The sequence below is a fragment of the Mycobacterium sp. 050272 genome, assembly GCF_039023525.1.
Taxonomy (GTDB): Bacteria; Actinomycetota; Actinomycetes; order Mycobacteriales; family Mycobacteriaceae; genus Mycobacterium.
Genome location: NZ_JBCHKV010000002.1, coordinates 44,261 through 65,002, shown reverse-complemented (window position 1 = coordinate 65,002; position 20,742 = coordinate 44,261). Strand labels below are relative to the sequence as shown.

Below are 20,742 nucleotides of genomic sequence, written 5' to 3'. Positions count from 1 at the left end.
GGCCTACTTGCGCGTCGGGTCCAGCCCCAGCGACACGCCTGCCAAGCCGCGCTTGCGCGCCGACAGTTTGTCGGCGACGCTGCGCAGCTGCTGGCCCACCGGCGAATCGGGCGCGCTCAGCACGATCGGCACACCGGAATCGCCGGCGGCGACCAGCGCCGGGTCCAGCGGGATCTGACCCAGCAGCGGCACGTCGGCGCCCACCGCGCGGGACAGCCGCTCGGCCACCTGCGCGCCGCCGCCCTCGCCGAACACCTGCATGGTGGAGCCGTCCGGCAGCACCAGCCCCGACATGTTCTCCACCACGCCGACGATGCGCTGGCGGGTTTGCAGCGCGATGCTGCCGGCCCGCTCGGCGACCTCGGCCGCGGCCAGCTGCGGCGTGGTGACGACCAGGATTTCCGCGTTGGGGATCAGCTGGGCCACCGAGATCGCGATGTCGCCGGTGCCGGGCGGCAGGTCGAGCAGCAACACGTCCAGGTCGCCCCAGTACACGTCGGCCAGGAACTGCTGCAGTGCCCTGTGCAGCATCGGACCGCGCCACACCACCGGGGCGTTGCCCTCGGTGAACTGGGCGATCGAGATCACCTTCACCTCGTGGGCGATCGGCGGCAGAATCATAGACTCGACCTGGGTGGGCCGGTCGGTAGTGCCCATCATCCGGGGGACGGAATGGCCGTGGATATCGGCGTCCAGCACCCCGACGGACAGGCCGCGCGCGGCCATCGCGGCGGCCAGGTTGACCGTCACGCTGGACTTTCCGACGCCGCCCTTGCCGGACGCGACCGCGTAGACCCGGGTCAGCGAGCTGGGCTGGGCGAACGGAATGACGGGCTCGCTGGCGTCACCGCGCAGCTGCTTGCGCAGCTCGGTGCGCTGCTCGTCGTTCATCACGTCGAGGCTGACTTTCACCGCCCCGGTGCCGGGGACGTCGGCGACGGCCTGGCCGACCCGATCGCTGATCTCGGTCTTCTTCGGGCAGGCGGCGGTGGTCAGGTAGATCTCGACGTGCACGCCGCCGTCGGAGGCGACGTCGATGCTCTTGACCATCCCGAGTTCGGTGATGGGACGCCGCAATTCGGGGTCGATTACCTTGCCCAGTGCGGTGCGGATAGCTGCATTCAGATCGGCAGTGTCGTGACGAGACATTACCGCCGAGTGTAGGCGGCTCACCCTTCGCGCTGCCGCCAGGCGGGTCAGTGCGTCGGCGCGGGTGCCTGCGCCGGGGTGGCCGGCTTCGGCGCGGGTGCCGCGCTGGGCGTTGCGGCCGCCGGGTTCGGCGCCGCGGGCGGAGGCGCAGCACTCGGCGGCACGGCCTGCGGGTCCGGAGGTGGTGGCGCGGCCGGCGGTTGCGGCGGTTGCGCCCACGGCGGCGTCCAGGGCGGCGGCGCGTTCTGCGGTGGCGGCGGGGCCAGCGGTGCAAACGGCTGCGGGCCGCCCGGCGGCGGGGCTTGCGAGCTGATGCAGATCACCGTGCACCCGGGCATGTGGCCCATCGTCGGCTGCGGCGGCGTGTTGGGCTGCGGCATCCAGGGGAACATGGGCTGCGTCGGGCTGGCCGGCAGCTGCTGCTGGCCGGTCAGGTCGATCAGCGGCATCCGCGCCATCGGGTCGTCCTGCGGCAGGCCGATCATGTTGATCGGCAGACCGGGCCCGAGCCCCTCGGGGTGCTCGTCGTGAGCGTTGCCGAGCGGCGGCGGCGGCCCGGTGATCGGCGGCAGGTCGACCGGGACCACGCCGGTGGCATACGCCGCGGCCCAGCCCAGCACGTTCTGCGCGTAGGCCGTCGAGTTGTTGTAGCGCAGGATCGCGGCCATCACCTGGGCCGGGTCGCGCAGGTTCAGCCCGCCGCTGCACAGGTAGCGGGCGGCGGTCAGTGTGGAGTCGAACAGGTTCTGCGGGTCAGCGATGCCGTCCCCGTCGCCGTCGGCGGCATACCGTGCCCAGGTGCCGGGCAGGAACTGCATGGGTCCCATCGCGCGGGCGTAGGTGACGCGGTTGCCGACGTTGCTGGAGACGATCACCTCGTTACCGGGCAGCGTGCCGTCCAGCGAAGGCCCGTAGATCGGGGTGACCGCGGTGCCGCGGGCGTCGACCGCGCCGCCGCCGGCATGTCCGGATTCGATGCGCCCGATGCCGGCCAGCAGGTTCCAGCTGACCCCGCAGGCCGGGTCGGACACCGACATCTTCTGTTCGGCGTTGCGGTATGCGGTCAGCGCCATCATCGGAATGCCCAGCGCGCCAGGCGCACTCACCACTCTGGGCGGCGGCGGTGCCGAGGAGGCGCCCGCCGCGACGTGGAAGGCCGTCGGCGCCCGGTCGATGGCGATGACAACCGGTCCGGACAGATCGGGGACGGTCGGGGAAACCGCGGCGACCGGGGTGATGACGGCATGCACCGACGGAATAGGGCTCTTCGTGTGTCCGTGTAACGGCTCGGGCGTGGCGCCGACGGCACCCGCGAACACCAACGGACTGATCACCGCCACGCTGAAGGCCTGAGCCCGGGTAACCGGAAGCCTCGGCTTCCGCACCGCCGCGACGGCCGGGTGGGCACCCAAGCGACCCCCTATGCGCACTCCACCGTCCTAAGTATGTGGGTCGCCGCAGACCGTGTGAGCTGCCGGAAACCTGTTCTTAGCCTCGTGAACTAGATCACCATACATAACTCTTGTGACGGGAGTGGCGCAATGGCGGATTAGGTATTCACGGGGATCTCTTAGTGGTCCGCAGCCGGCCCTTACCTGGTCCGGACCGGGTGATCACCGGCGCGGTGGGGACTCCTTGGCCGGGGTCTGCGCGTCCGGTCCGGTCAGCAGGGCGCGCAGCTCATCGAGCTCATCGCGCAGGTATTCGCGGGTCACGACCTCGCCGATCGCCAGCCGCAGGGCGGCCAGCTCGCGCGACAGATATTCGGTGTCGGCTTTGGTCTGGGCGGCGCGGCGACGATCCTCGTCGAGGGCAACCCGGTCCCGGTTCTCCTGTCGGTTCTGGGCCAGCAGGATCAGCGGTGCGGCGTAGGCGGCCTGGGTGGAGAAGGCCAGGTTCAGCAGGATGAACGGGTACGGGTCGAAGCGCAGACTCGCCGCGGCCAGGTTGATCGCGATCCACACCACCACGATGACGGTCTGGATCAGCAGATAGCGGCCGGTGCCGAAGAAACGCGCGATGGCCTCGGTGCTCTGCCCCACCGCTTCGGGATCCAGCCGCAGGGAGAGCCCCCGCGATGTCCGCGGGGTGTACAGCCGCCGTACCGGCGCCGACTTGCTCACGAGGCCCCCTCGGTTGCTTCGGAGCCGGGGACGGCCGCGGTCAGCTCTTGGGCTTGCGCACGCCAGTCGTGCGGCAGTAAGTGATCGAGCAGGTCGTCGACGGTGACCGCCCCCAGCAGGTGGCGCTGGTCGTCGACCACGGGTCCGCACACCAGGTTGTAGGCGGCGAAGTAGCGCGTCACGGAGGCCAGTGTGGTCTCCGGGGACAGGGTCAGCAGATCACTGTCGACGATTCCGCCGACCAGCTCGCTCGGCGGTTCGCGAAGCAGCTTCTGCAGTGGGACGCAGCCCAGGTACTTCCCGGTGGGCGTGGCGGTCGGCGGGCGCGTCACGAACACCATTGACGACAGCGCGGGGGTGAGGTCGGGATCGCGGACCAGGGCCAGCGCCTCGGCCACCGTGGTGTCGGCGGTCAGCACCACCGGATCCGACGTCATCAACCCACCCGCGGTGTCGGGCGAGTGTTTCAAAAGCCTTCGCACCGGGGCGGATTCGTCGGGGTCCATCCGGGCCAGTAGTAGCTCGGCATCCGTCGGATTCAGCTCGCCGAGCAGGTCGGCGGCGTCGTCGGGGTCCATCTCCTCGAGTACGTCGGCCGCGCGTTCGGTTCCCAGGTGCGACAGCGCGTCGGCCTGCTCGGACTCGGGCAACTCCTGCAGGATGTCGGCCAACCGCTCGTCGCCGAGAGCCTTGAACACCTCGAGGCGGCGCTTGGGGGGGAGCCCGCGAATGGCGTCGGCCACGTCGACCGCGCGGCGTCCCTCGAACTGGTTGAGCAGTTGCGCCACCGCCTGGCCCGGCATCGCCAACGCCGACGGTGTCAATCCGTGCACGCTTTGCCAGTCGACGACGTGTGCCGGTCCACGCCGGCCGAGCCGCCGCTGGCTTCGCACCGCGATCCTGGTCACCAGCCAGTCGCGGGTCCGGGACTGCTCGATGCCCAAATCGGTGATCACGACGTCGCGCCCGACCAGCTCCGGCAGCTCGGGGTCGTTCACCGTGACGGGAGTGTCGAGGATCTGACCGATCGCCAGCACCTCGCCCGGGCGCTGCTCGAAGTGGCGCAGGGACACGCTGCCGGTGTTCAGGGTCACGGCGTGCGGCTCAATCGCGGCGACGCGCAGAATCGGGATGAAGATGCTGCGGCGGGTGGCCAGATCGACCACCAGACCCAGCACCCGCGGTTGCTGGCGGACGATGCTGATGCTGATCACGACATCGCGGATGCGGCCGAAGTTTTCGCCCATCGGCCCCAACACCAACATCCGCGCCAGCCGCGCCACGTACACCCTGTTGACCGATGCCATGGGGAGAGCCTAGGCAGCCGCTCGCGCGATGGCAGCTAACCGGCTCTGGCGAGCCTTGCTAATGGGAATGCACCGCAAAGATCATCACGATCAGAGCCACCACCAGGGTCGCGATGCCGATCACAATGCCGGCGACGGCCATGCCGTAACCGTCTTGGCGGGTCCGCTTGATCTGGTCGAGCGCGACCGTGCCCAGCACGATCGCCGCGATCCCGCCGACGCAGCAGAACAAGCCGGTGAATGACGTGATCAGCGCCGCGATCGCCATCCCGTTCGTACCGGACCGGACGCCCTCGTGCGACCAGTAGTCGCCCGGATAATCCGGTGCCGGGTAATAGCCGCCGGGATACGGCGCAGGACCGTAGCCGGGTGGCGGTCCGCCGAATTGCGCAGGTCCCGGTGGGTAGGGCGGGGCGCCGGGCGGCTGCTGGTAGCCGAACGGCGGGGTGAACTGCGGGTAGTCGAGCGGGTAGCCGGGCGGCGGGTAGGGCGGGTTCGGGTAGTCCGCTGGTGGCGGCGCGGCCGGGGGATTCCAGGGGGCTGCCCATCCCGGCTGGGCAGGAGGCTGCCCGCCGGGTGCGTGCGGATCGGCGGCGTCTTCTCCACTGGCACCGCCGGGAGCTGTCATGGTGTTCAACCTAGCTTGCGGGCTGCCTCGATAGGGTGGGAGGGCCGAGGTGAAACTACGGCCACGGCGTAGGAGAATGAGCTGCGATGACTAGTCCTTTCCAGCCTGGCCAAGTCCCTGGTTCAACGCCCACTGGCGGGGCCGCGGGCCGGCGCGGTGTGCCGCAGTTGCCGACTCCGCCCAAGGGCTGGCCGGTGGGCTCCTACCCCACCTATGCCGAGGCGCAGCGCGCCGTCGACTACCTGTCCGAGCAGCAGTTCCCGGTACAGCAGGTGACGATCGTCGGCGTGGACCTGATGCAGGTCGAGCGGGTCACCGGCCGGCTGTCGTGGCCAAAGGTGCTCGGCGGCGGTGTGCTCAGCGGGGCCTGGCTCGGGCTGTTCATCGGGTTGGTGCTCGGCTTCTTCAGCCCCAACCCGTGGGGCGCGCTGGCGACCGGCCTGGTCGCCGGGGTGTTCTTCGGTTTGATCACGTCCGCCGTTCCGTACTCAATGGCCCGCGGCACAAGGGATTTCAGCTCGACGATGCAACTGGTTGCCGGCCGCTACGATGTGCTCTGCGATCCGCAGAATGCCGAGCGCGCCCGGGATTTGCTTGCGCGACTGGCGATCTAATTTGCTGGTGAGTCGCCACGGGCGGGTGCGCCGGGTAAGCGCAATCCTGCTGGCGGTGCTGAGCGTCTCGGTGCTGTCCTGCGGGTCCGGCCACCACGGACTGGTGATCAACTTCTATACCCCGGCCGCCGACGGCACTACGTTCGCCGAAGTCGCCCGGCGCTGCAGCCAAGAATCCGGTGGACGGTTCACCATCGCCCACTACCGCCTGCCCAGGGAGCCCGGCGCGCAACGGCTGCAATATGCCCGCCGGCTCACCAGTCACGACAGCACGCTGGACGTGATGTCACTGGATGTCATCTGGACGGCGGAGTTCGCTGAAGCGGGCTGGGTGCTGCCACTGTCCGACGACCCGGCCGGCCTGGCCGAGGGCGACGCCGCCGCCGACACGCTGCCGGGGCCGCTTGCCACGGCAAGCTGGAAGCACCGGCTTTACGCCGCGCCCGTCACGACCAACACCCAATTGCTTTGGTATCGAACGGATTTGGTGCATGAACCACCGCATGACTGGAACGGTATGGTGGCCGAGGCGGCGCGGCTGCACGCCGCGGGTGAGCCCAGCTGGATCGCCGTGCAGGCCCACGAGGACGAGGGACTGGTGGTGTGGTTCAACACGCTGCTGGCCAGCGCCGGCGGTCAGGTGCTCTCCGAGGACGGCAAACACGTCACGCTGACCGACACTGCGGCGCACCGGGCCGCCACGGTCAGCGCGCTGCGGATCCTCAAGGCGGTGGCCACCGCGCCGGGAGCCGACCCGTCGATCACTCGGACCGACGCGGGCACGGCGCGCCTGGCGGTCGAGCAGGGTAATGCCGCGCTGGAAGTCAACTGGCCCTACGTCTTGGCGTCCATGCTGGAAAACGCGGTCAAGGGCGGCGTGAACTTCCTTCCGCTGAACCAGAATCCGGCGCTGGCCGGCAGCATCAACCAGTTCGGCACGTTCGTGCCCGACGAGGAGCAATTCCACATCGCCTATCAGGCCGCCCGGTTGGTGTTCGGCTTCGCGCCCTACCCCGGTGTGGTGCCGGGCCGACCGGCCAAGGTGACGATCGGCGGGCTGAACCTGGCGGTGGCCAGCACCACCCGGCACAAGGCCGAAGCCTTCGAGGCCATCCGGTGCCTGCGCAGCCTGCAGAGCCAGAAGTACATCTCGATCGGCGGCGGGCTGCCGGCAGTGCGCACATCGCTGTATTCCGATCCGCAGTTCCAGGCGAAATACCCGATGTACACCGTCATCCGTCAGCAGCTGACCGACGCCGCGATGCGTCCGGCCACGCCGGTCTACCGAGCGGTGTCCATTCGGCTGGCAGCGACGCTGAGCCCGATCACCGCGATCGACCCGGAGTCCACCGCCGACGAGCTGGCCAGGCAGGTGCAGAAAGCCATCGACGGCAAGGGGCTGCTGCCGTGAGCCGTGTGACCCGACTCCGCAACCGCCCGCCCGAGCAGCGATTGGCCTTCATCCTGGTGGCGCCCGCGGCGACCCTGATGCTGACGGTGACGGGTTATCCGGTCTGCTATGCCATTTGGCTGAGCTTGCAGCGCAACAATCTGACCACTCCTGACGAGACCGGATTCATCGGCCTGAGCAACTACCAAACCATCCTGAGCGATCGCTATTGGTGGACCGCGCTGGCGGTGACGCTGGCGATCACGGTCGTCTCGGTGTCGATCGAATTCGTTCTGGGGATGGCGCTGGCGCTGGTGATGCACTACACCATGGTCGGTCGGGGCCTGGTGCGCACCGCCGTGCTCATCCCGTACGGCATCGTGACCGTGGTCGCGTCCTATAGCTGGTATTACGCCTGGACGCCGGGCACCGGCTATCTGGCCAATCTGCTGCCGCACGGCAGCGCGCCGTTGACCGAACAGATCCCGTCGCTGGGCATCGTGATCGTGGCGGAAGTCTGGAAAACCACACCGTTCATGGCGCTGCTACTGCTGGCCGGATTAGCCGTGGTCCCAACGGATTTGCTGAAGGCTGCGCAGGTCGACGGCGCCAGCGCCTGGCGGCGGTTGACCAAGGTCATCTTGCCGATCATCAAGCCCGCGGTCGTCGTCGCGCTGCTCTTCCGAACCCTGGACGCCTTCCGCATTTTCGACAACATCTACGTGCTGACCGAGGGTGCCAACAACACCGGCTCGGTGTCGATGCTGGGCTACGACAACCTGTTCCAGGGTTTCAACGTCGGCCTGGGCTCGGCAATCAGCGTGCTGATCTTCGTCTGTGTGGGCATCATCGCGCTGATCTTCATCAAGGTGTTCGGCGCCGCCGCTCCGGGTGGTGACATCGATGGGCGCTGAGTCAGCGGGCGCGCGGCGCAGCGCGATGTGGGCCGTGATCGACACCCTGGTCGTGGTGTACGCGCTGCTGCCGGTGCTCTGGATTCTCAGTCTGTCGCTCAAATCCACGGCGACGGTCAAGGATGGGAAGCTGATCCCGTCGTCGATCACCCTGGAGAACTATCGCGGTATCTTTCACGGCGACACCTTCAGCTCGGCGCTGATCAACTCGGTCGGAATCGCGTTGATCACCACCGCGATTGCGGTGCTGCTGGGCGCGATGGCGGCCTATGCGATCGCGCGGCTGACGTTTCCCGGCAAGCGGCTGCTGATCGGTGCCACCCTGCTGATCACCATGTTCCCGGCCATCTCTCTGGTCACCCCGCTGTTCGAAATCGAGCGCTGGCTCGGGATTTTCAACACCTGGCCGGGGTTGATCCTGCCCTACATCACCTTCGCGCTGCCGCTGGCCATCTACACCTTGTCCGCCTTCTTCCGCGAGATTCCCTGGGATTTGGAGAAGGCGGCGAAGATGGACGGCGCCACCCCGGCGCAGGCGTTCCGCAAGGTTATCGTCCCGCTGGCGGCACCGGGAGTGGTGACCGCGGCGATCCTGGTCTTCATCTTCGCCTGGAATGACCTGCTGCTGGCGTTGTCGCTGACCGCCACCAAGGCGGCGATCACCGCGCCGGTGGCGATCGCGAATTTTCCCGGCAGCTCCCAATTCGAGGAACCCACCGGATCAATCGCGGCCGGTGCGATCGTGATCACGGTGCCGATCATCGTGTTTGTTCTAATCTTCCAACGACGGATTGTCGCCGGGTTGACCTCAGGCGCCGTGAAGGGATAACGCGATGGCCGAGATTGTGCTGGAGCACGTCAACAAGAGTTACCCCGATGGGCACACCGCGGTGGCCGACCTGAACCTCACCATCGCCGACGGCGAATTCCTGATCCTGGTCGGCCCGTCCGGCTGTGGCAAGACGACCACGCTGAATATGATTGCCGGCCTTGAGGATATCTCGTCGGGAGAGCTGCGAATCGGAGGTGAACGGGTCAACGAGAAGGCGCCGAAGGACCGCGACATCGCGATGGTGTTCCAGTCCTACGCGCTGTATCCGCACATGACGGTTCGCCAAAACATCGCCTTCCCGCTGACCCTGGCGAAGATGAAGAAGGCCGACATCGCGCAGAAGGTCGAGGAGACAGCGAAAATCCTTGACCTGAGCGAACTTCTGGATCGCAAGCCCTCCCAACTGTCGGGTGGGCAACGGCAGCGCGTCGCGATGGGCCGGGCCATCGTGCGTCAGCCGAAGGCCTTCTTGATGGACGAGCCGCTGTCCAACCTCGACGCCAAGCTGCGAGTGCAGATGCGCGGCGAGATCGCCCGGCTGCAGCGCCGGCTGGGCACCACCACCGTGTACGTCACCCACGACCAGACCGAGGCGATGACGTTGGGGGATCGCGTGGTGGTGATGCACGGTGGTGTCGCCCAGCAGGTCGGCACGCCCGGCGAACTCTACGAGCGCCCCGCGAATCTGTTCGTCGCGGGCTTCATCGGCTCACCGCCGATGAACTTCTTCCCCGCCACGCTGACATCGTCGGGTTTGACGCTGCCCTTCGGCGACGTGATGCTGGCTCCGCAAGTCCAGGACGTGATCGCCGGGCACCCGAAACCGGACCCCAGGCCTGGCGGCGTCATCGTCGGGGTGCGGCCCGAGCACCTGCTGGACGCGGCGTTGATCGACGGCTACCAGCGCATCACGGCGACGACCTTCGAGGTGAAGGTCGACCTGGTCGAATCGCTGGGGGCCGACAAGTATGTGTACTTCACCACCACCGGATGCGACGTGCATTCGGCGCAGCTCGACGACCTGGCCGCCGAGTCGACGGTCGTCGAAAACCAATTCGTGGCACGGGTTCCGGCCGAGTCCAAGGCTGCAATCGGCCAGATGGTCGAATTGGCCTTCGACACCGCGAAACTCGCCGTGTTCGATGCCGATTCCGGTGCGAACCTGACCGTGCCGAGCACGTGACGCAGATTCTGGAGCAGGTCCGCGCCCACCTGCGCGACCACTTCGCGAAGACGGGCAACTGGGGTGAGCCCGACTCGGCGAGTGTGACCTTTCTGGGTGCCGAGCCCACGGAAGTGCTGCGGTTTCGCGCGAAAGACGGCTTGGTGCAGTACGTGTCGCTGGGATGCTCGCGCCACCCGATGAGCGATCCAGGCGAAATCGTCGTTGACCCGCAGCGCGGCCCGCGCGCCGAAATCACACTCTGCTTAAGGGATCCCGGGCCGGCCACCGGAATCGCCCGCAGTCTGGCGATTCTGGCAGCCGCACCGGCCGTCGACGGTGTGGTGCTCGTCGCTGATGCGCTGATCGATCTCGGTTCGCCGCTATGGGCATGGCCGTCGCGGCGGGTTCCCTTCACCGCTGTTCTGTTGGGACGCAGCGACATTGCGGATCTGCCGCTTCAGGCGCCGTGCGATCCGGTGACGTTTCTGGCGGCGACGCCGATCACCGCGACCGAGGCTGCGTGGGTGCGGCTCAAAGGTGCCGAGGCCATGCGACAAGCATGGCAGAGCGACGGTGTCGACGTGCTGGATCCGAATCGCCGTGCGGCACAACCACACTGAGTCAGCACCCGACGCCAGACGGCGTGGCTAAAGCCAGTTGTTGCGCCGGAATTGGAAGTACAGGACCAGGCAGGCCAACGTCATCAACCCCATGATCCCCGGGTAGCCGTACGTCCAGTCCAGCTCGGGCATGAAGTGGAAGTTCATGCCGTAGATCGCGGCGACCATGGTGGGCACCGCCAAAATACCCGCCCAGGCCGCCATTTTGCGCATGTCGTTGTTCTGCTGCATGCCGACCCGGGCCAGCGCGGCCTGCACCAGCGAGTTGAGCATGTCGTCGTAGCTGGCGATCTGGTCGGCGGCCTCGGAGTGGTGGTCGCCGACGTCGCGCAGATAGCGCCGGACCTCTTTGGAGATCAGGTCCTTGTTCTCCACCTGGATTCGGTGGAACGCGGCGGACAGCGGGTTGACGCAACGGCGGAGCTCGACAACCTCGCGCTTGAGCATGTAGATCGGTTCGATGTCGAGCTTGCGGCCCGGGGCGAAGGCCACCTCCTCGATGCTGTCGATATCGCTCTCCATCAATTGGGTCACCTCGAGGTAGTGATCCACGACGTGGTCGGCGATCGCGTGCATCACCGCGAACGGGCCCAGCCGCAGCTGTTCGCCGTCGGCTTCCATGCCCTTGCGCACGTCGGCCAGTCCGCTGTGTTCTCCGTGGCGGACCGTGACCACGAAATCCTTGCCGACGAAGACCATCACCTCGCCGCTTTGCACGATCTCGCGCGCCAGCGCCACCGACTCGTGCGGGACGTACTGGACCGTCTTAAGGACCAGCACCAGCGTGTCGTCGTAGCGCTCCAGCTTGGGCCGCTGGTGGGCGCAGACCGCGTCTTCGACGGCCAGGGCGTGCAACCCGAAAACGTCGGCCACTTCCTTCATCTGGGTCTCGTCCGGCTCGTACAAGCCGACCCAGACGAAGGCCTCATGCCCCAGCATCTCGATCTGGTGCACCTTGCTGCAGGCGGCGGTGTAGCTGAACTTGCCGGGTAGCCGTTGGCCTGCGACGTAGACGGCGCAGTCGACCAGGGCATCGCGTGGGGTGGGTGGCGCCTCGGGTTCTGGACGCGGCTCGTGCGCGATCGTGCGAAGCGCTTCGGGCAATGCGTCGAAACCCTCGAACACCGTAACCTCCTCACGCAGCGCAGGTCTGGCAGAGCGGTGCTCCATGCTACGCGTACTGGTAAAACACCGAATGAAAAGGCACGCCGGGGGATCGGCTACCCGAGGGGCCGCGCTGAATTCTGCGCGGCGTCGGACCGGAGATTTCCGGCAAGCGGGGGTGCGCTAGTTTCGACCGGAAGCAAAACGACCGAACTTTCTCCATAAGGAGCCAACGACGTGAGCGCAACTCCTCTGAAGGTCGCCGTCACCGGCGCTGCCGGCCAGATCGGCTACAGCCTGTTGTTCCGCCTGGCCAGCGGCTCCCTGCTGGGGCCCGACCGCCCGATCGAACTGCGGCTGCTCGAGATCGAGCCCGCGCTCAAGGCACTCGAGGGCGTCGTGATGGAACTCGACGACTGCGCGTTCCCGTTGCTGTCCGGCGTCGAGATCGGCGCGGACGCCAACAAGATCTTCGACGGCGTGAACCTGGCGCTGCTGGTCGGCGCGCGGCCGCGCGGCCCGGGCATGGAGCGCAGCGACCTGCTGGAAGCCAACGGCGCGATCTTCACCGCGCAGGGCAAGGCGCTGAACTCGGTTGCCGCCGACGACATCCGCATCGGTGTGACCGGTAACCCGGCCAACACGAACGCGCTGATCGCGCTCAGCAACGCCCCCGACATCCCCAAGGAGCGGTTCTCCGCGCTGACCCGCCTGGACCACAACCGGGCGATCTCGCAGCTGGCCCGCAAGACCGGCGCCGCGGTCACCGACATCAAGAAGATGACCATCTGGGGCAACCACTCGGCCACCCAATACCCGGACATCTTCCACGCCGAGATCGGCGGCAAGAATGCCGCCGAGGTCGTGGCCGACCAGAACTGGATCGAGAACGACTTCATCCCGACCGTCGCCAAGCGTGGTGCGGCGATCATCGACGCGCGCGGGGCCTCCTCGGCCGCCTCGGCCGCCTCGGCCACCGTCGACGCCGCCCGCTCCTGGCTGCTGGGCAGCCCGGACGGTGACTGGGTGTCGATGGCGGTGTACTCCGACGGCTCCTACGGCGTGCCCGAGGGCATCGTGTCGTCGTTCCCGGTGACCACGAAGGACGGCAACTGGTCCATCGTGCAGGGGCTGGAGATCGACGAGTTCTCCCGCGGCCGCATCGACAAGACCACCGCCGAGCTGGTCGACGAGCGCGCGGCGGTCACCGAGCTGAAGCTGATCTGAAGGGATCGGACACAGTCGATTAGGGCTACTAATGAGTAGTCAGTACCCTGGGCGCGTGTCCGAAATCGTGCCGTCACAGATCGACATCGGGGACGACGAGATCTTCGACGCCCACGTAGGTGGGAAGCTTTCGGTCGCGATGAAGGCCCCGCTGGACACGCAGCGCGCATTGTCGATCGCGTACACGCCGGGCGTCGCACAGGTCAGTCGGGCGATCGCGGCCGACCACACCCTGGCCGATCGCTACACGTGGGCGAACCGGCTGGTGGCCGTCGTCAGCGACGGCAGCGCGGTGCTCGGTCTCGGCGACATCGGACCGGCGGCGGCGCTGCCGGTGATGGAGGGCAAAAGCGCGCTGTTCAAGCAGTTCGCCGATCTGGACGCGATCCCGATCGTGCTGGACACCAAGGATCCCGACGAGATCGTCGAAACCCTGGTGCGGCTGCGGCCGACGTTCGGTGCGGTCAACCTCGAGGACATCTCGGCGCCGCGCTGCTTCGAGATCGAACGACGGGCCATTGAGGCGCTGGACTGCCCGGTGATGCACGACGACCAGCACGGCACCGCGATCGTCGTGCTGGCCGCGCTGATGGGTGCCGCCAAGTGGCTCGGCCGCGACATGGGCTCGATGCGGGTGGTGGTCTCGGGTGCCGGGGCGGCAGGTGTTGCGTGCTCGAAACTCCTTCTCGCCATGGGGGTTTCGGATGTCACCGTGCTCGACTCGCGCGGCATCCTGCACATCGGCCGCGACGACATGAACGTCGTCAAGACCGATCTGGCACGCAGCAGTAATCCCCGTGGTCTGGCCGGCGGCATGGTGGAAGCACTCAAGGAAGCCGACGTGTTTCTGGGGGTGTCGGCCGGCGTGGTGCCCGAGGAGCTCATCGCCACGATGGCCCCGGACTGCGTCGTGTTCGCGCTGTCGAATCCCGACCCGGAGATCCGTCCCGACATCGCAGCCAAGTACGCCGCCGTGGTGGCCACCGGGCGCAGCGACTTCCCGAACCAGATCAACAATGTGCTGGCGTTCCCCGGGGTGTTCCGCGGCGCGCTGGACGCCGGGGCCCGGCGGATCACCCAAAAGATGATGGTGGCCGCGGCCGAGGCGATCTTCGCCGTCGTGAGCGACGACCTCTCGGCCGACCGGATCGTGCCGAGCCCGCTGGACCCGGGTGTCGGCGAGGCGGTGGCGCAAGCCGTGGCGCAGGCGGCAGACTCCTCGGCGTGAGAATCGGCAAGCTGGCGGCGCTGCTGATCGCCGCCGTGCTCGCCGCCTCGCCCTGCGCCGGCTGTTCGGCCGGTCCCGGGGATCACCGCGATGCGGCTGCGCTGGTGGTCGGATCCCGCAATGATCCGACGTCGAGGCTGTTGGCCGGCGTCTACCTCGCGGCACTACGGTCCTACGGTTTCGCCGCGGAAGTTCAGACCGCCGACGATCCGATGGCGCGACTGGACTCCGGCGCCTTCACCGTGACGCCCGCCTTCACCGGTCGCACGCTGCAGAGCCTGCAGCCCGGGGCCATGGCGATCTCGGACACGCAGGTCTACCGCGCAATGGTGTCGGCACTGCCCGAGGGCATCGCCGCGGGCGACTACACCACCGCCGCCGAGGACAAACCCGTGCTGCTGGTGACCCAGCCGACCGCCAAGGCCTGGGGTGGGCAGGACCGCAGTGCGGATCTTTCCGTGCTGCCCAAGCACTGTGACGGGCTGGTTGTCGGGCTGGTGGCCGGTCATCAGGCCCCGACGGCGATCGGCAGCTGCCGGCTGCCCGCTCCTCGCGAATTCCCAGACGGCACAACGATGTTCGCGGCAATAATGGCCGGCCAGCTGACCACGGGATGGGCCACCACCGCCGACCCCGCCATTCCGGGCGACCTGGTGTCACTGGCCGACGGCAAGCCGGCCTTGATCCGGGCGGAGAACGTGGTGCCCCTCTACCGCCGCAACGCGCTGACCGATCGGCAGGTGCTGGCGCTCAACGAAGTGGCAGGTGTGCTGGACACCGCGGCCCTGGCCGACATGCGCCGCCAGGTCGCCGGCGGTGCCGACGCGTTGGCGGTCGCCGCCGGCTGGCTCGCCGAACACCCGTTGGGGCGCTGAGGACTACCGCTTGCCGCTGGGCAGAATGCGGCGCGTGGCGGTCCCGAACAGCCGCTGGTATCCCGGGCCGGTCAGTCGCACCAAGGCATCGAGCACCTTGGCGTCCGTGCCGACCAGCACCCGGGGCTTGTTCTTGCGGACCGCGTCCAGGATCACCCGCGCGGCCGTCTCCGGGCTGGTCCTGGCCATCCGCTTGTCGAAGACCTTGGCCAGTTGGGCCGCGTCGATTCCTTCGGCCGCGGTGGCGTTGCGCGCGATCCCGGTCTTGATGCCGCCCGGGTGCACCGTGGTCACCTTCACCGGGTGCCCGGCCACCCACATCTCCTGGCGCAGCGCCTCGGTGAACCCCCGCACCGCGAACTTGGCCGCGTTGTAGGCGGCCTGGCCCGGCACCGAGAACAACCCGAACACGCTGGAGACGTTGACGACGTGGCCGTCCCCGGATGCGATCAGGTGGGGCAGAAATGCCTTGGTGCCGTTGACAACTCCCCAAAAGTCGACGTCCATCACCCGTTCGATGTCCTTGAACTGGCTGACCTCGATGTCGCCGGTGAAAGCGATCCCGGCGTTGTTGTAGATCTGGTTGACCTTGCCGAAGTGCTCGTTGACGGCGTCGGCGTAGGCCAGGAAAGCCTCGCGTTCGCTCACGTCGAGCCGATCGGAGCGCACCGGCGCGCCGATGGCCTGGAGCCGTTCCTCGGTCTGGGCCAGTCCTTCGGTGTTGACGTCACTGATCGCGACGCTGGCACCCGAGCGCGCCAGCTCGACGGCCAGCGCCTGGCCGATGCCCGAACCCGCACCCGTGACCACCGCGACCTTGCCGGCGAACCCCTGCACGTGCACCCTCCCTCATGTCCACAATTGCCTCGAGATTACCGGTACCGACGGTCCCGGGTAGTAACGGGTCAGCTCCTGCGCGCCAGCAACCCGCGCGCGAAGGTCGTCACCCGGCCCAGCAGGCCCGGCCCACCGAACAGCAGCTCGTGGTATCGCGTGCCGGCAACGCGCACCAGCAGGTCCGCGGATTTCGCGTCGGCGCCGATCAGCACCCGGGCCTTGTTCTTGCCCACCGCGGCCATGATGGTTTGGGCGGCCTGTTGCGGTGTGGTCTTGGCCACCTGCTGATCGAAGTTTTCCAGCATCTGCTCGTGGTCGATGCCCATGCCCTCGGCGACGACGGCGTTGGTGCCGAACGAGGTCTTGACACCGCCCGGGTGTACCACGGTCACCCCCACCGGGTGGCCGGCCACCGCCATCTCCTGGCGCAGCGCCTCGGTGAATCCGCGGACGGCGAACTTGGCCGAGACGTAGGCGACCTGACCGGGCAGCGCCATCACCCCAAGCACGCTGGAGATGTTGATGATGTGGCCGTCTCCGGACGCGATCACATGGGGGAGAAAGGCTTTAGTGCCATTGACGACACCCCAGAAGTCGACGTCCATCACCCGCTCGATGTCCTTGAAGTCGCTGAACTCCAGGGTGCCGATGTGGGTGAGCCCCGCGTTGTTGTAGATCTGGTTGACCTTGCCGAAGTGGTCCTTGACGTCGTCGGCGTAGGCCAGGAAGGCCTCGCGCTCGGTGACGTCGAGCTGGTCGGCCTTGACCGGCGCGCCGATCGCCTTCAGCTGCTCTTCGGTCTGGGCCAGTCCTTCGGTGTTGACGTCACTGATCGCAAGGCTGGCACCCGCGCGGCCGAGCTCGACGGCCAGCGCCTGACCGATGCCCGAACCCGCCCCAGTCACGACGGCGACCTTGCCGGCGAACTTCTGCATGTACACCCTTTCCCAAGTCCGCCCCATGCGTCGAGGTTAACTGGTGTCTGCAGAGGTCCAGCCGGTGACTGAAAAACTCAGCCGAATGCGGTGTCGAGTATCTCCTGTTGTTCGACCGCGTGCACCTTCGACGATCCCGACGACGGCGCCGACATCGCCCGGCGCGAGATGCGCTTGATGCCGGTCAGTTTGTCCGGCAGTAGCTCGGGCAGCTCCAGGCCGAACCGGGGCCAGGCACCCTGGTTGGCCGGCTCTTCCTGCACCCAGAAGTACTCGCTGACGTCGGGGTAGCGGTCCAGCGTTTCGCTCAGCCGCCGCTTCGGCAGCGGCGCGAGCTGCTCGATGCGCACAATCGCGATGTCATCGCGGTTGTCCTTGGCCTTACGTGCCGCCAACTCGTAGTAGATCTTGCCGCTGGTCAGCAGGATCCGGCGGACCTTGCCGCGATCGCCGACCCCTTCTTCGTAGGTGGGTTCCTCGAGCACCGAGCGGAACTTGATCTCGGTGAAGTCCCGGATGTCGCTGATGGCCGCCTTGTTGCGCAGCATCGACTTCGGGGTGAATACGATCAGCGGGCGCTGAATTCCGTCCAGCGCGTGCCGGCGCAGCAGGTGGAAGTAGTTCGACGGCGTCGACGGCATCGCGATCGTCATTGAACCCTCGGCCCACAGCTGCAGGAAGCGCTCGATCCGGCCGGAGGTGTGGTCGGGACCCTGGCCTTCGTGGCCGTGTGGCAGCAGCAGCACCACGTTGGACAACTGGCCCCATTTGGCCTCACCGGAGCTGATGAACTCGTCGATGATCGACTGCGCGCCGTTGACGAAGTCGCCGAACTGCCCTTCCCACAGCACCAGTGCGTCCGGGTTGCCCACGGTGTAGCCGTACTCGAAACCCACCGCGGCATATTCGGACAACGGCGAGTCGTAGACCAGGAACTTGCCCCCGGTCGGGGTGCCGTCGGGGTTGGTCGCCAGTAGCTGCAGCGGTGTGAACTCCGCGCAGTTGTGGCGATCGATGATCACCGAATGACGCTGCGAGAAGGTGCCACGGCGGGTGTCTTGGCCGGATAGCCGGATCAGTTTGCCTTCTGCGACAAGGGATCCCAGCGCCAGCAGCTCGCCGAAGGCCCAGTCGATCTTGCCCTCGTAGGCCATCTCCCGGCGCTTTTCCAGCACCGGCTGCACGCGCGGGTGCACCGAGAATCCCTCCGGCGCGGCCAGAAACGCGTCGCCGATGCGGGCCAGCAGCGCCTTGTCCACCGCGGTGGCCAGCCCCGCGGGCACCGGCTGGTCGGCTTCCACCGATGCGCTCGGCTGCACGCCGTGCTTTTCCACCTCGCGGACCTCGTTGAACACCTGCTCCAGTTGGCCCTGGTAGTCGCGCAGCGCGTCCTCGGCTTCCTTCATCGAGATGTCACCGCGGCCGATCAACGCTTCGGTGTAGCTCTTGCGGGCGCCGCGCTTGGTGTCGACGACGTCGTACATGTAGGGGTTGGTCATCGACGGGTCGTCGCCCTCGTTGTGGCCGCGACGGCGGTAGCACAACATGTCGATGACGACGTCCTTGTGGAACTTCTGGCGGAAGTCCACGGCCAGCCGCGCCACCCACACGCATGCTTCCGGGTCGTCGCCGTTGACGTGGAAGATCGGCGCGCCAATCATTTTCGCCACGTCGGTGCAGTATTCGCTGGACCTGGAGAACTCCGGCGCGGTGGTGAAGCCGATCTGGTTGTTGACGATCACGTGGATCGTGCCACCGACGCGATAGCCGGGCAGCAGTGCCAGGTTCAGTGTCTCGGCGACCACGCCCTGGCCGGCGAAGGCGGCGTCGCCGTGCAGCATCAGCGGCATCACCGAGAAGCCGTCCGGGCTGTCACCCTTGTCCAGCAGGTCCTGCTTGGCCCGAACCAGACCCTCGAGGACCGGGTCGACGGCCTCCAGGTGAGACGGGTTGGCGGTCAGCGACACCGCAATGTCGTTGTCGCCGAACATCTGCAGGTACACGCCGGTGGCACCGAGGTGATACTTCACGTCACCGGAACCGTGCGCCTGCGACGGGTTGAGGTTGCCCTCGAACTCGCTGAAGATCTGCGAGTAGGGCTTGCCGACGATGTTGGCCAGCACGTTGAGCCGGCCCCGGTGTGGCATGGCGATGACCACTTCGTCGAGGCCGTGCTCGGCGCACTGATCGATCACCGCGTCCATCAGCGGGATCTGGCTTTCGGCGCCTTCCAGCGAGAACCGCTTCTGCCCAACGTATTTGGTCTGCAGGAAGGTTTCGAAGGCCTCGGCCGCGTTGAGCTTGCTCAGAATGTACTTCTGTTCGCCCACCGTCGGTTTGACGTGCTTGGTCTCGACCCGCTCTTCCAGCCAGCGCTGCTGCTCGGGCTCGAGGATGTGGGTGTATTCCACGCCGATGTGGCGGCAGTAGGCATCGCGCAGCAGGCCCAGCACGTCGCGCAGCTTCTTGTATTCGCAGCCGGCGAAGCCGTTGACTTTGAACACCCGGTCCAGATCCCACAGGGTCAGGCCGTGATTGAGGATTTCCAGGTCGGGGTGGCTGCGGAATCGGCCGGTGTCCAACCGCAGTGGGTCGATGTCGGCCATCAGATGCCCTCGATTGCGATATGCCGCAATCAATTCCATCACCCGGGCGTTCTTGTCGACGATCGAGTCCGGGTTGTCGGTGCTCCATCGCACCGGCAGGTACGGGTTGCCCAGCTCACGGAAGATGTCGTCCCAGAACGCATCCGAGAGCAGCATCTCGTGGATGGTGCGCAGGAAATCGCCCGATTCCGCACCCTGAATGATGCGGTGATCGTAGGTCGAGGTGAGGGTGATCAGCTTGCCGATACCGAGTTCGGCGATGCGCTCCTCGCTGGCGCCCTGGAATTCGGCGGGGTATTCCATCGCGCCCACACCAATGATGGCGCCCTGGCCGGCCATCAGTCGCGGCACCGAGTGCACGGTGCCGATGGTGCCCGGGTTGGTCAGCGAAATCGTTACTCCGGCAAAGTCTTCGGCGGTCAGCTTGCCGTCACGGGCGCGGCGCACGATGTCTTCGTAGGCGGAGACGAACTCCGCGAAGCGCAGGGTCTCGCAGCCCCTGATGCCGGCCACCACCAGCGAACGCTTGCCGTCCTTGCCCTGCAGGTCGATGGCCAGACCGAGGTTGGTGTGCGCCGGGGTGACCGCGGTGGGCTTGCCGTCGACCTCGGCGTAGTGCCGGTTCATGTTGGGGAATTTCTTGACCGCCTGCACCAGCGCGTAGCCCAGCAGGTGGGTGAAAGAGATCTTGCCGCCGCGGGTGCGCTTGAGTTGGTTGTTGATGACGATCCGGTTGTCGATCATCAGCTTCGCCGGGACGGCACGGACGCTGGTCGCCGTCGGCACGTCCAGCGAGGCGGACATGTTCTTGACGACGGCCGCGGCGGCGCCACGCAGCACCTGCACCTCGTCGCCGTCGGCCGGTGGGGGTGCGGCGGGCTTGGGCGCGGGCGCCGGGGTCGCGGCGCCGTTGCCGGCCGGGGTGGCGGCGGGCTGAGCCGCGGTGGCAGCGGCCGGCGGCGCGACGACGGCGACCGGCTTGGGTGCCGCGGCGGGCTGCGCGGCAGCCGGGCTCGGCGCGTCCTGGGTGGGTGCGGCCGGAGACTCCGGGTTGTAGTCCACCAAGAACTCGTGCCAGCTCGGATCCACCGACGTCGGGTCGTCGCGGAACTTGCGGTACATCTCCTCGACCAGCCATTCGTTTTGCCCGAATGGTGAACTGCTATTGCTCACGGTCGCTGCTCGCCT

General features: G+C 67.3%; 16 protein-coding genes and 2 pseudogenes. 9 read left to right on the top strand and 9 right to left on the bottom strand.

The window, feature by feature from the left end:
- Positions 1–3: 3 nt before the first annotated feature.
- The 5 genes and pseudogenes from AAHS21_RS05040 to AAHS21_RS05020 form a co-directional block, all read right to left on the bottom strand.
- The gene (locus tag AAHS21_RS05040) at positions 4–1,149 is read right to left on the bottom strand and encodes an Mrp/NBP35 family ATP-binding protein (protein ID WP_342926623.1); all 1,146 of its coding nucleotides are present in this window, start codon (positions 1,147–1,149) and stop codon (positions 4–6) included.
- A gap of 47 nt (positions 1,150–1,196) precedes the next feature.
- The gene (locus AAHS21_RS05035; RefSeq protein WP_342926622.1) at positions 1,197–2,579 is read right to left on the bottom strand and encodes a lytic murein transglycosylase; all 1,383 of its coding nucleotides are present in this window, start codon (positions 2,577–2,579) and stop codon (positions 1,197–1,199) included.
- Positions 2,580–2,813: 234 nt separating this feature from the next.
- A pseudogene (locus tag AAHS21_RS05030) lies at positions 2,814–3,272 on the bottom strand (DUF1003 domain-containing protein); the annotation flags it as partial.
- Positions 3,271–4,579: pseudogene (locus AAHS21_RS05025) on the bottom strand (CBS domain-containing protein); the annotation flags it as partial. The pseudogenes AAHS21_RS05025 and AAHS21_RS05030, both read right to left, overlap by 2 nt.
- A 58-nt stretch (positions 4,580–4,637) precedes the next feature.
- Entirely contained in the window at positions 4,638–5,207 is a 570-nt protein-coding gene (locus AAHS21_RS05020; RefSeq protein ID WP_342926621.1) for a DUF4190 domain-containing protein, read from the bottom strand.
- Positions 5,208–5,293: 86 nt separating this feature from the next.
- On the opposite strand from AAHS21_RS05020, the gene AAHS21_RS05015 reads away from it, so the two are divergent.
- The 6 genes from AAHS21_RS05015 to AAHS21_RS04990 are packed head-to-tail and all read left to right on the top strand — an operon-like array spanning position 5,294 to position 10,742.
- Positions 5,294–5,821, top strand: coding sequence for a general stress protein (locus AAHS21_RS05015; RefSeq protein WP_342926620.1), 528 nt, complete (start codon positions 5,294–5,296; stop codon positions 5,819–5,821).
- 4 nt (positions 5,822–5,825) lie between these two features.
- Positions 5,826–7,232: an extracellular solute-binding protein gene (locus AAHS21_RS05010; protein ID WP_342927079.1), complete on the top strand. Its 1,407-nt coding sequence runs from the start codon at positions 5,826–5,828 to the stop codon at positions 7,230–7,232.
- On the top strand, positions 7,229–8,125 hold the full coding sequence (locus AAHS21_RS05005) for a sugar ABC transporter permease (RefSeq protein WP_342926619.1): 897 nt from the start codon (positions 7,229–7,231) through the stop codon (positions 8,123–8,125). Before AAHS21_RS05010 ends, AAHS21_RS05005 begins: the two co-directional genes overlap by 4 nt.
- Positions 8,115–8,954, top strand: a complete 840-nt coding sequence (locus AAHS21_RS05000; protein WP_342926618.1) for a carbohydrate ABC transporter permease — start codon at positions 8,115–8,117, stop codon at positions 8,952–8,954. Before AAHS21_RS05005 ends, AAHS21_RS05000 begins: the two co-directional genes overlap by 11 nt.
- A 4-nt stretch (positions 8,955–8,958) precedes the next feature.
- Complete coding sequence (ugpC, locus tag AAHS21_RS04995; RefSeq protein ID WP_342926617.1) at positions 8,959–10,140, top strand: sn-glycerol-3-phosphate ABC transporter ATP-binding protein UgpC; 1,182 nt, start codon at positions 8,959–8,961, stop codon at positions 10,138–10,140.
- Positions 10,137–10,742, top strand: coding sequence for a suppressor of fused domain protein (locus tag AAHS21_RS04990; protein ID WP_342926616.1), 606 nt, complete (start codon positions 10,137–10,139; stop codon positions 10,740–10,742). The genes ugpC and AAHS21_RS04990 overlap by 4 nt, the downstream gene beginning before the upstream one ends.
- A 27-nt stretch (positions 10,743–10,769) precedes the next feature.
- Here AAHS21_RS04990 and corA read toward each other — a convergent pair whose 3' ends face one another.
- On the bottom strand, positions 10,770–11,867 hold the full coding sequence (gene corA, locus AAHS21_RS04985) for a magnesium/cobalt transporter CorA (RefSeq protein ID WP_342926615.1): 1,098 nt from the start codon (positions 11,865–11,867) through the stop codon (positions 10,770–10,772).
- Positions 11,868–12,083: 216 nt separating this feature from the next.
- Here corA and AAHS21_RS04980 point away from each other — a divergent pair, with 216 nt between their 5' ends.
- Genes AAHS21_RS04980 through AAHS21_RS04970 form a run of 3 tightly spaced genes read left to right on the top strand, consistent with a single transcriptional unit; the run spans position 12,084 to position 15,176 of the window.
- Positions 12,084–13,073 carry a malate dehydrogenase gene (locus AAHS21_RS04980; RefSeq protein WP_342926614.1) on the top strand — a complete coding sequence of 330 codons (990 nt, stop codon included), beginning with the start codon at positions 12,084–12,086 and terminating at the stop codon, positions 13,071–13,073.
- 55 nt (positions 13,074–13,128) lie between these two features.
- Positions 13,129–14,301 (top strand): NADP-dependent malic enzyme, encoded by a 1,173-nt coding sequence (locus AAHS21_RS04975; RefSeq protein ID WP_342926613.1) that lies wholly within the window; start codon positions 13,129–13,131, stop codon positions 14,299–14,301.
- Positions 14,298–15,176 carry a glycine betaine ABC transporter substrate-binding protein gene (locus AAHS21_RS04970; protein ID WP_342926612.1) on the top strand — a complete coding sequence of 293 codons (879 nt, stop codon included), beginning with the start codon at positions 14,298–14,300 and terminating at the stop codon, positions 15,174–15,176. Before AAHS21_RS04975 ends, AAHS21_RS04970 begins: the two co-directional genes overlap by 4 nt.
- A gap of 3 nt (positions 15,177–15,179) precedes the next feature.
- Here AAHS21_RS04970 and AAHS21_RS04965 read toward each other — a convergent pair whose 3' ends face one another.
- The 3 genes from AAHS21_RS04965 to AAHS21_RS04955 form a co-directional block, all read right to left on the bottom strand.
- Positions 15,180–16,013, bottom strand: coding sequence for an SDR family NAD(P)-dependent oxidoreductase (locus AAHS21_RS04965; RefSeq protein WP_342926611.1), 834 nt, complete (start codon positions 16,011–16,013; stop codon positions 15,180–15,182).
- Between the two features lie 68 nt (positions 16,014–16,081).
- The gene (locus tag AAHS21_RS04960) at positions 16,082–16,948 is read right to left on the bottom strand and encodes an SDR family oxidoreductase (protein WP_342927078.1); all 867 of its coding nucleotides are present in this window, start codon (positions 16,946–16,948) and stop codon (positions 16,082–16,084) included.
- Positions 16,949–17,025: 77 nt separating this feature from the next.
- On the bottom strand, positions 17,026–20,727 hold the full coding sequence (locus tag AAHS21_RS04955) for a multifunctional oxoglutarate decarboxylase/oxoglutarate dehydrogenase thiamine pyrophosphate-binding subunit/dihydrolipoyllysine-residue succinyltransferase subunit (protein ID WP_342926610.1): 3,702 nt from the start codon (positions 20,725–20,727) through the stop codon (positions 17,026–17,028).
- Positions 20,728–20,742: the final 15 nt, after the last annotated feature.

Bases quoted from the DNA above. Each gene is read 5' to 3' on its own strand.
- AAHS21_RS05040 (WP_342926623.1), bottom strand. From the start codon at position 1,149: ATGTCTCGTCACGACACTGCCGATCTGAATGCAGCTATCCGCACCGCA.
- AAHS21_RS05000 (WP_342926618.1), top strand. From the start codon at position 8,115: ATGGGCGCTGAGTCAGCGGGCGCGCGGCGCAGCGCGATGTGGGCCGTG.
- AAHS21_RS04960 (WP_342927078.1), bottom strand. From the start codon at position 16,948: ATGCAGAAGTTCGCCGGCAAGGTCGCCGTCGTGACTGGGGCGGGTTCG.
- ugpC (WP_342926617.1), top strand. From the start codon at position 8,959: ATGGCCGAGATTGTGCTGGAGCACGTCAACAAGAGTTACCCCGATGGG.
- AAHS21_RS05015 (WP_342926620.1), top strand. From the start codon at position 5,294: ATGACTAGTCCTTTCCAGCCTGGCCAAGTCCCTGGTTCAACGCCCACT.
- AAHS21_RS05020 (WP_342926621.1), bottom strand. From the start codon at position 5,207: ATGACAGCTCCCGGCGGTGCCAGTGGAGAAGACGCCGCCGATCCGCAC.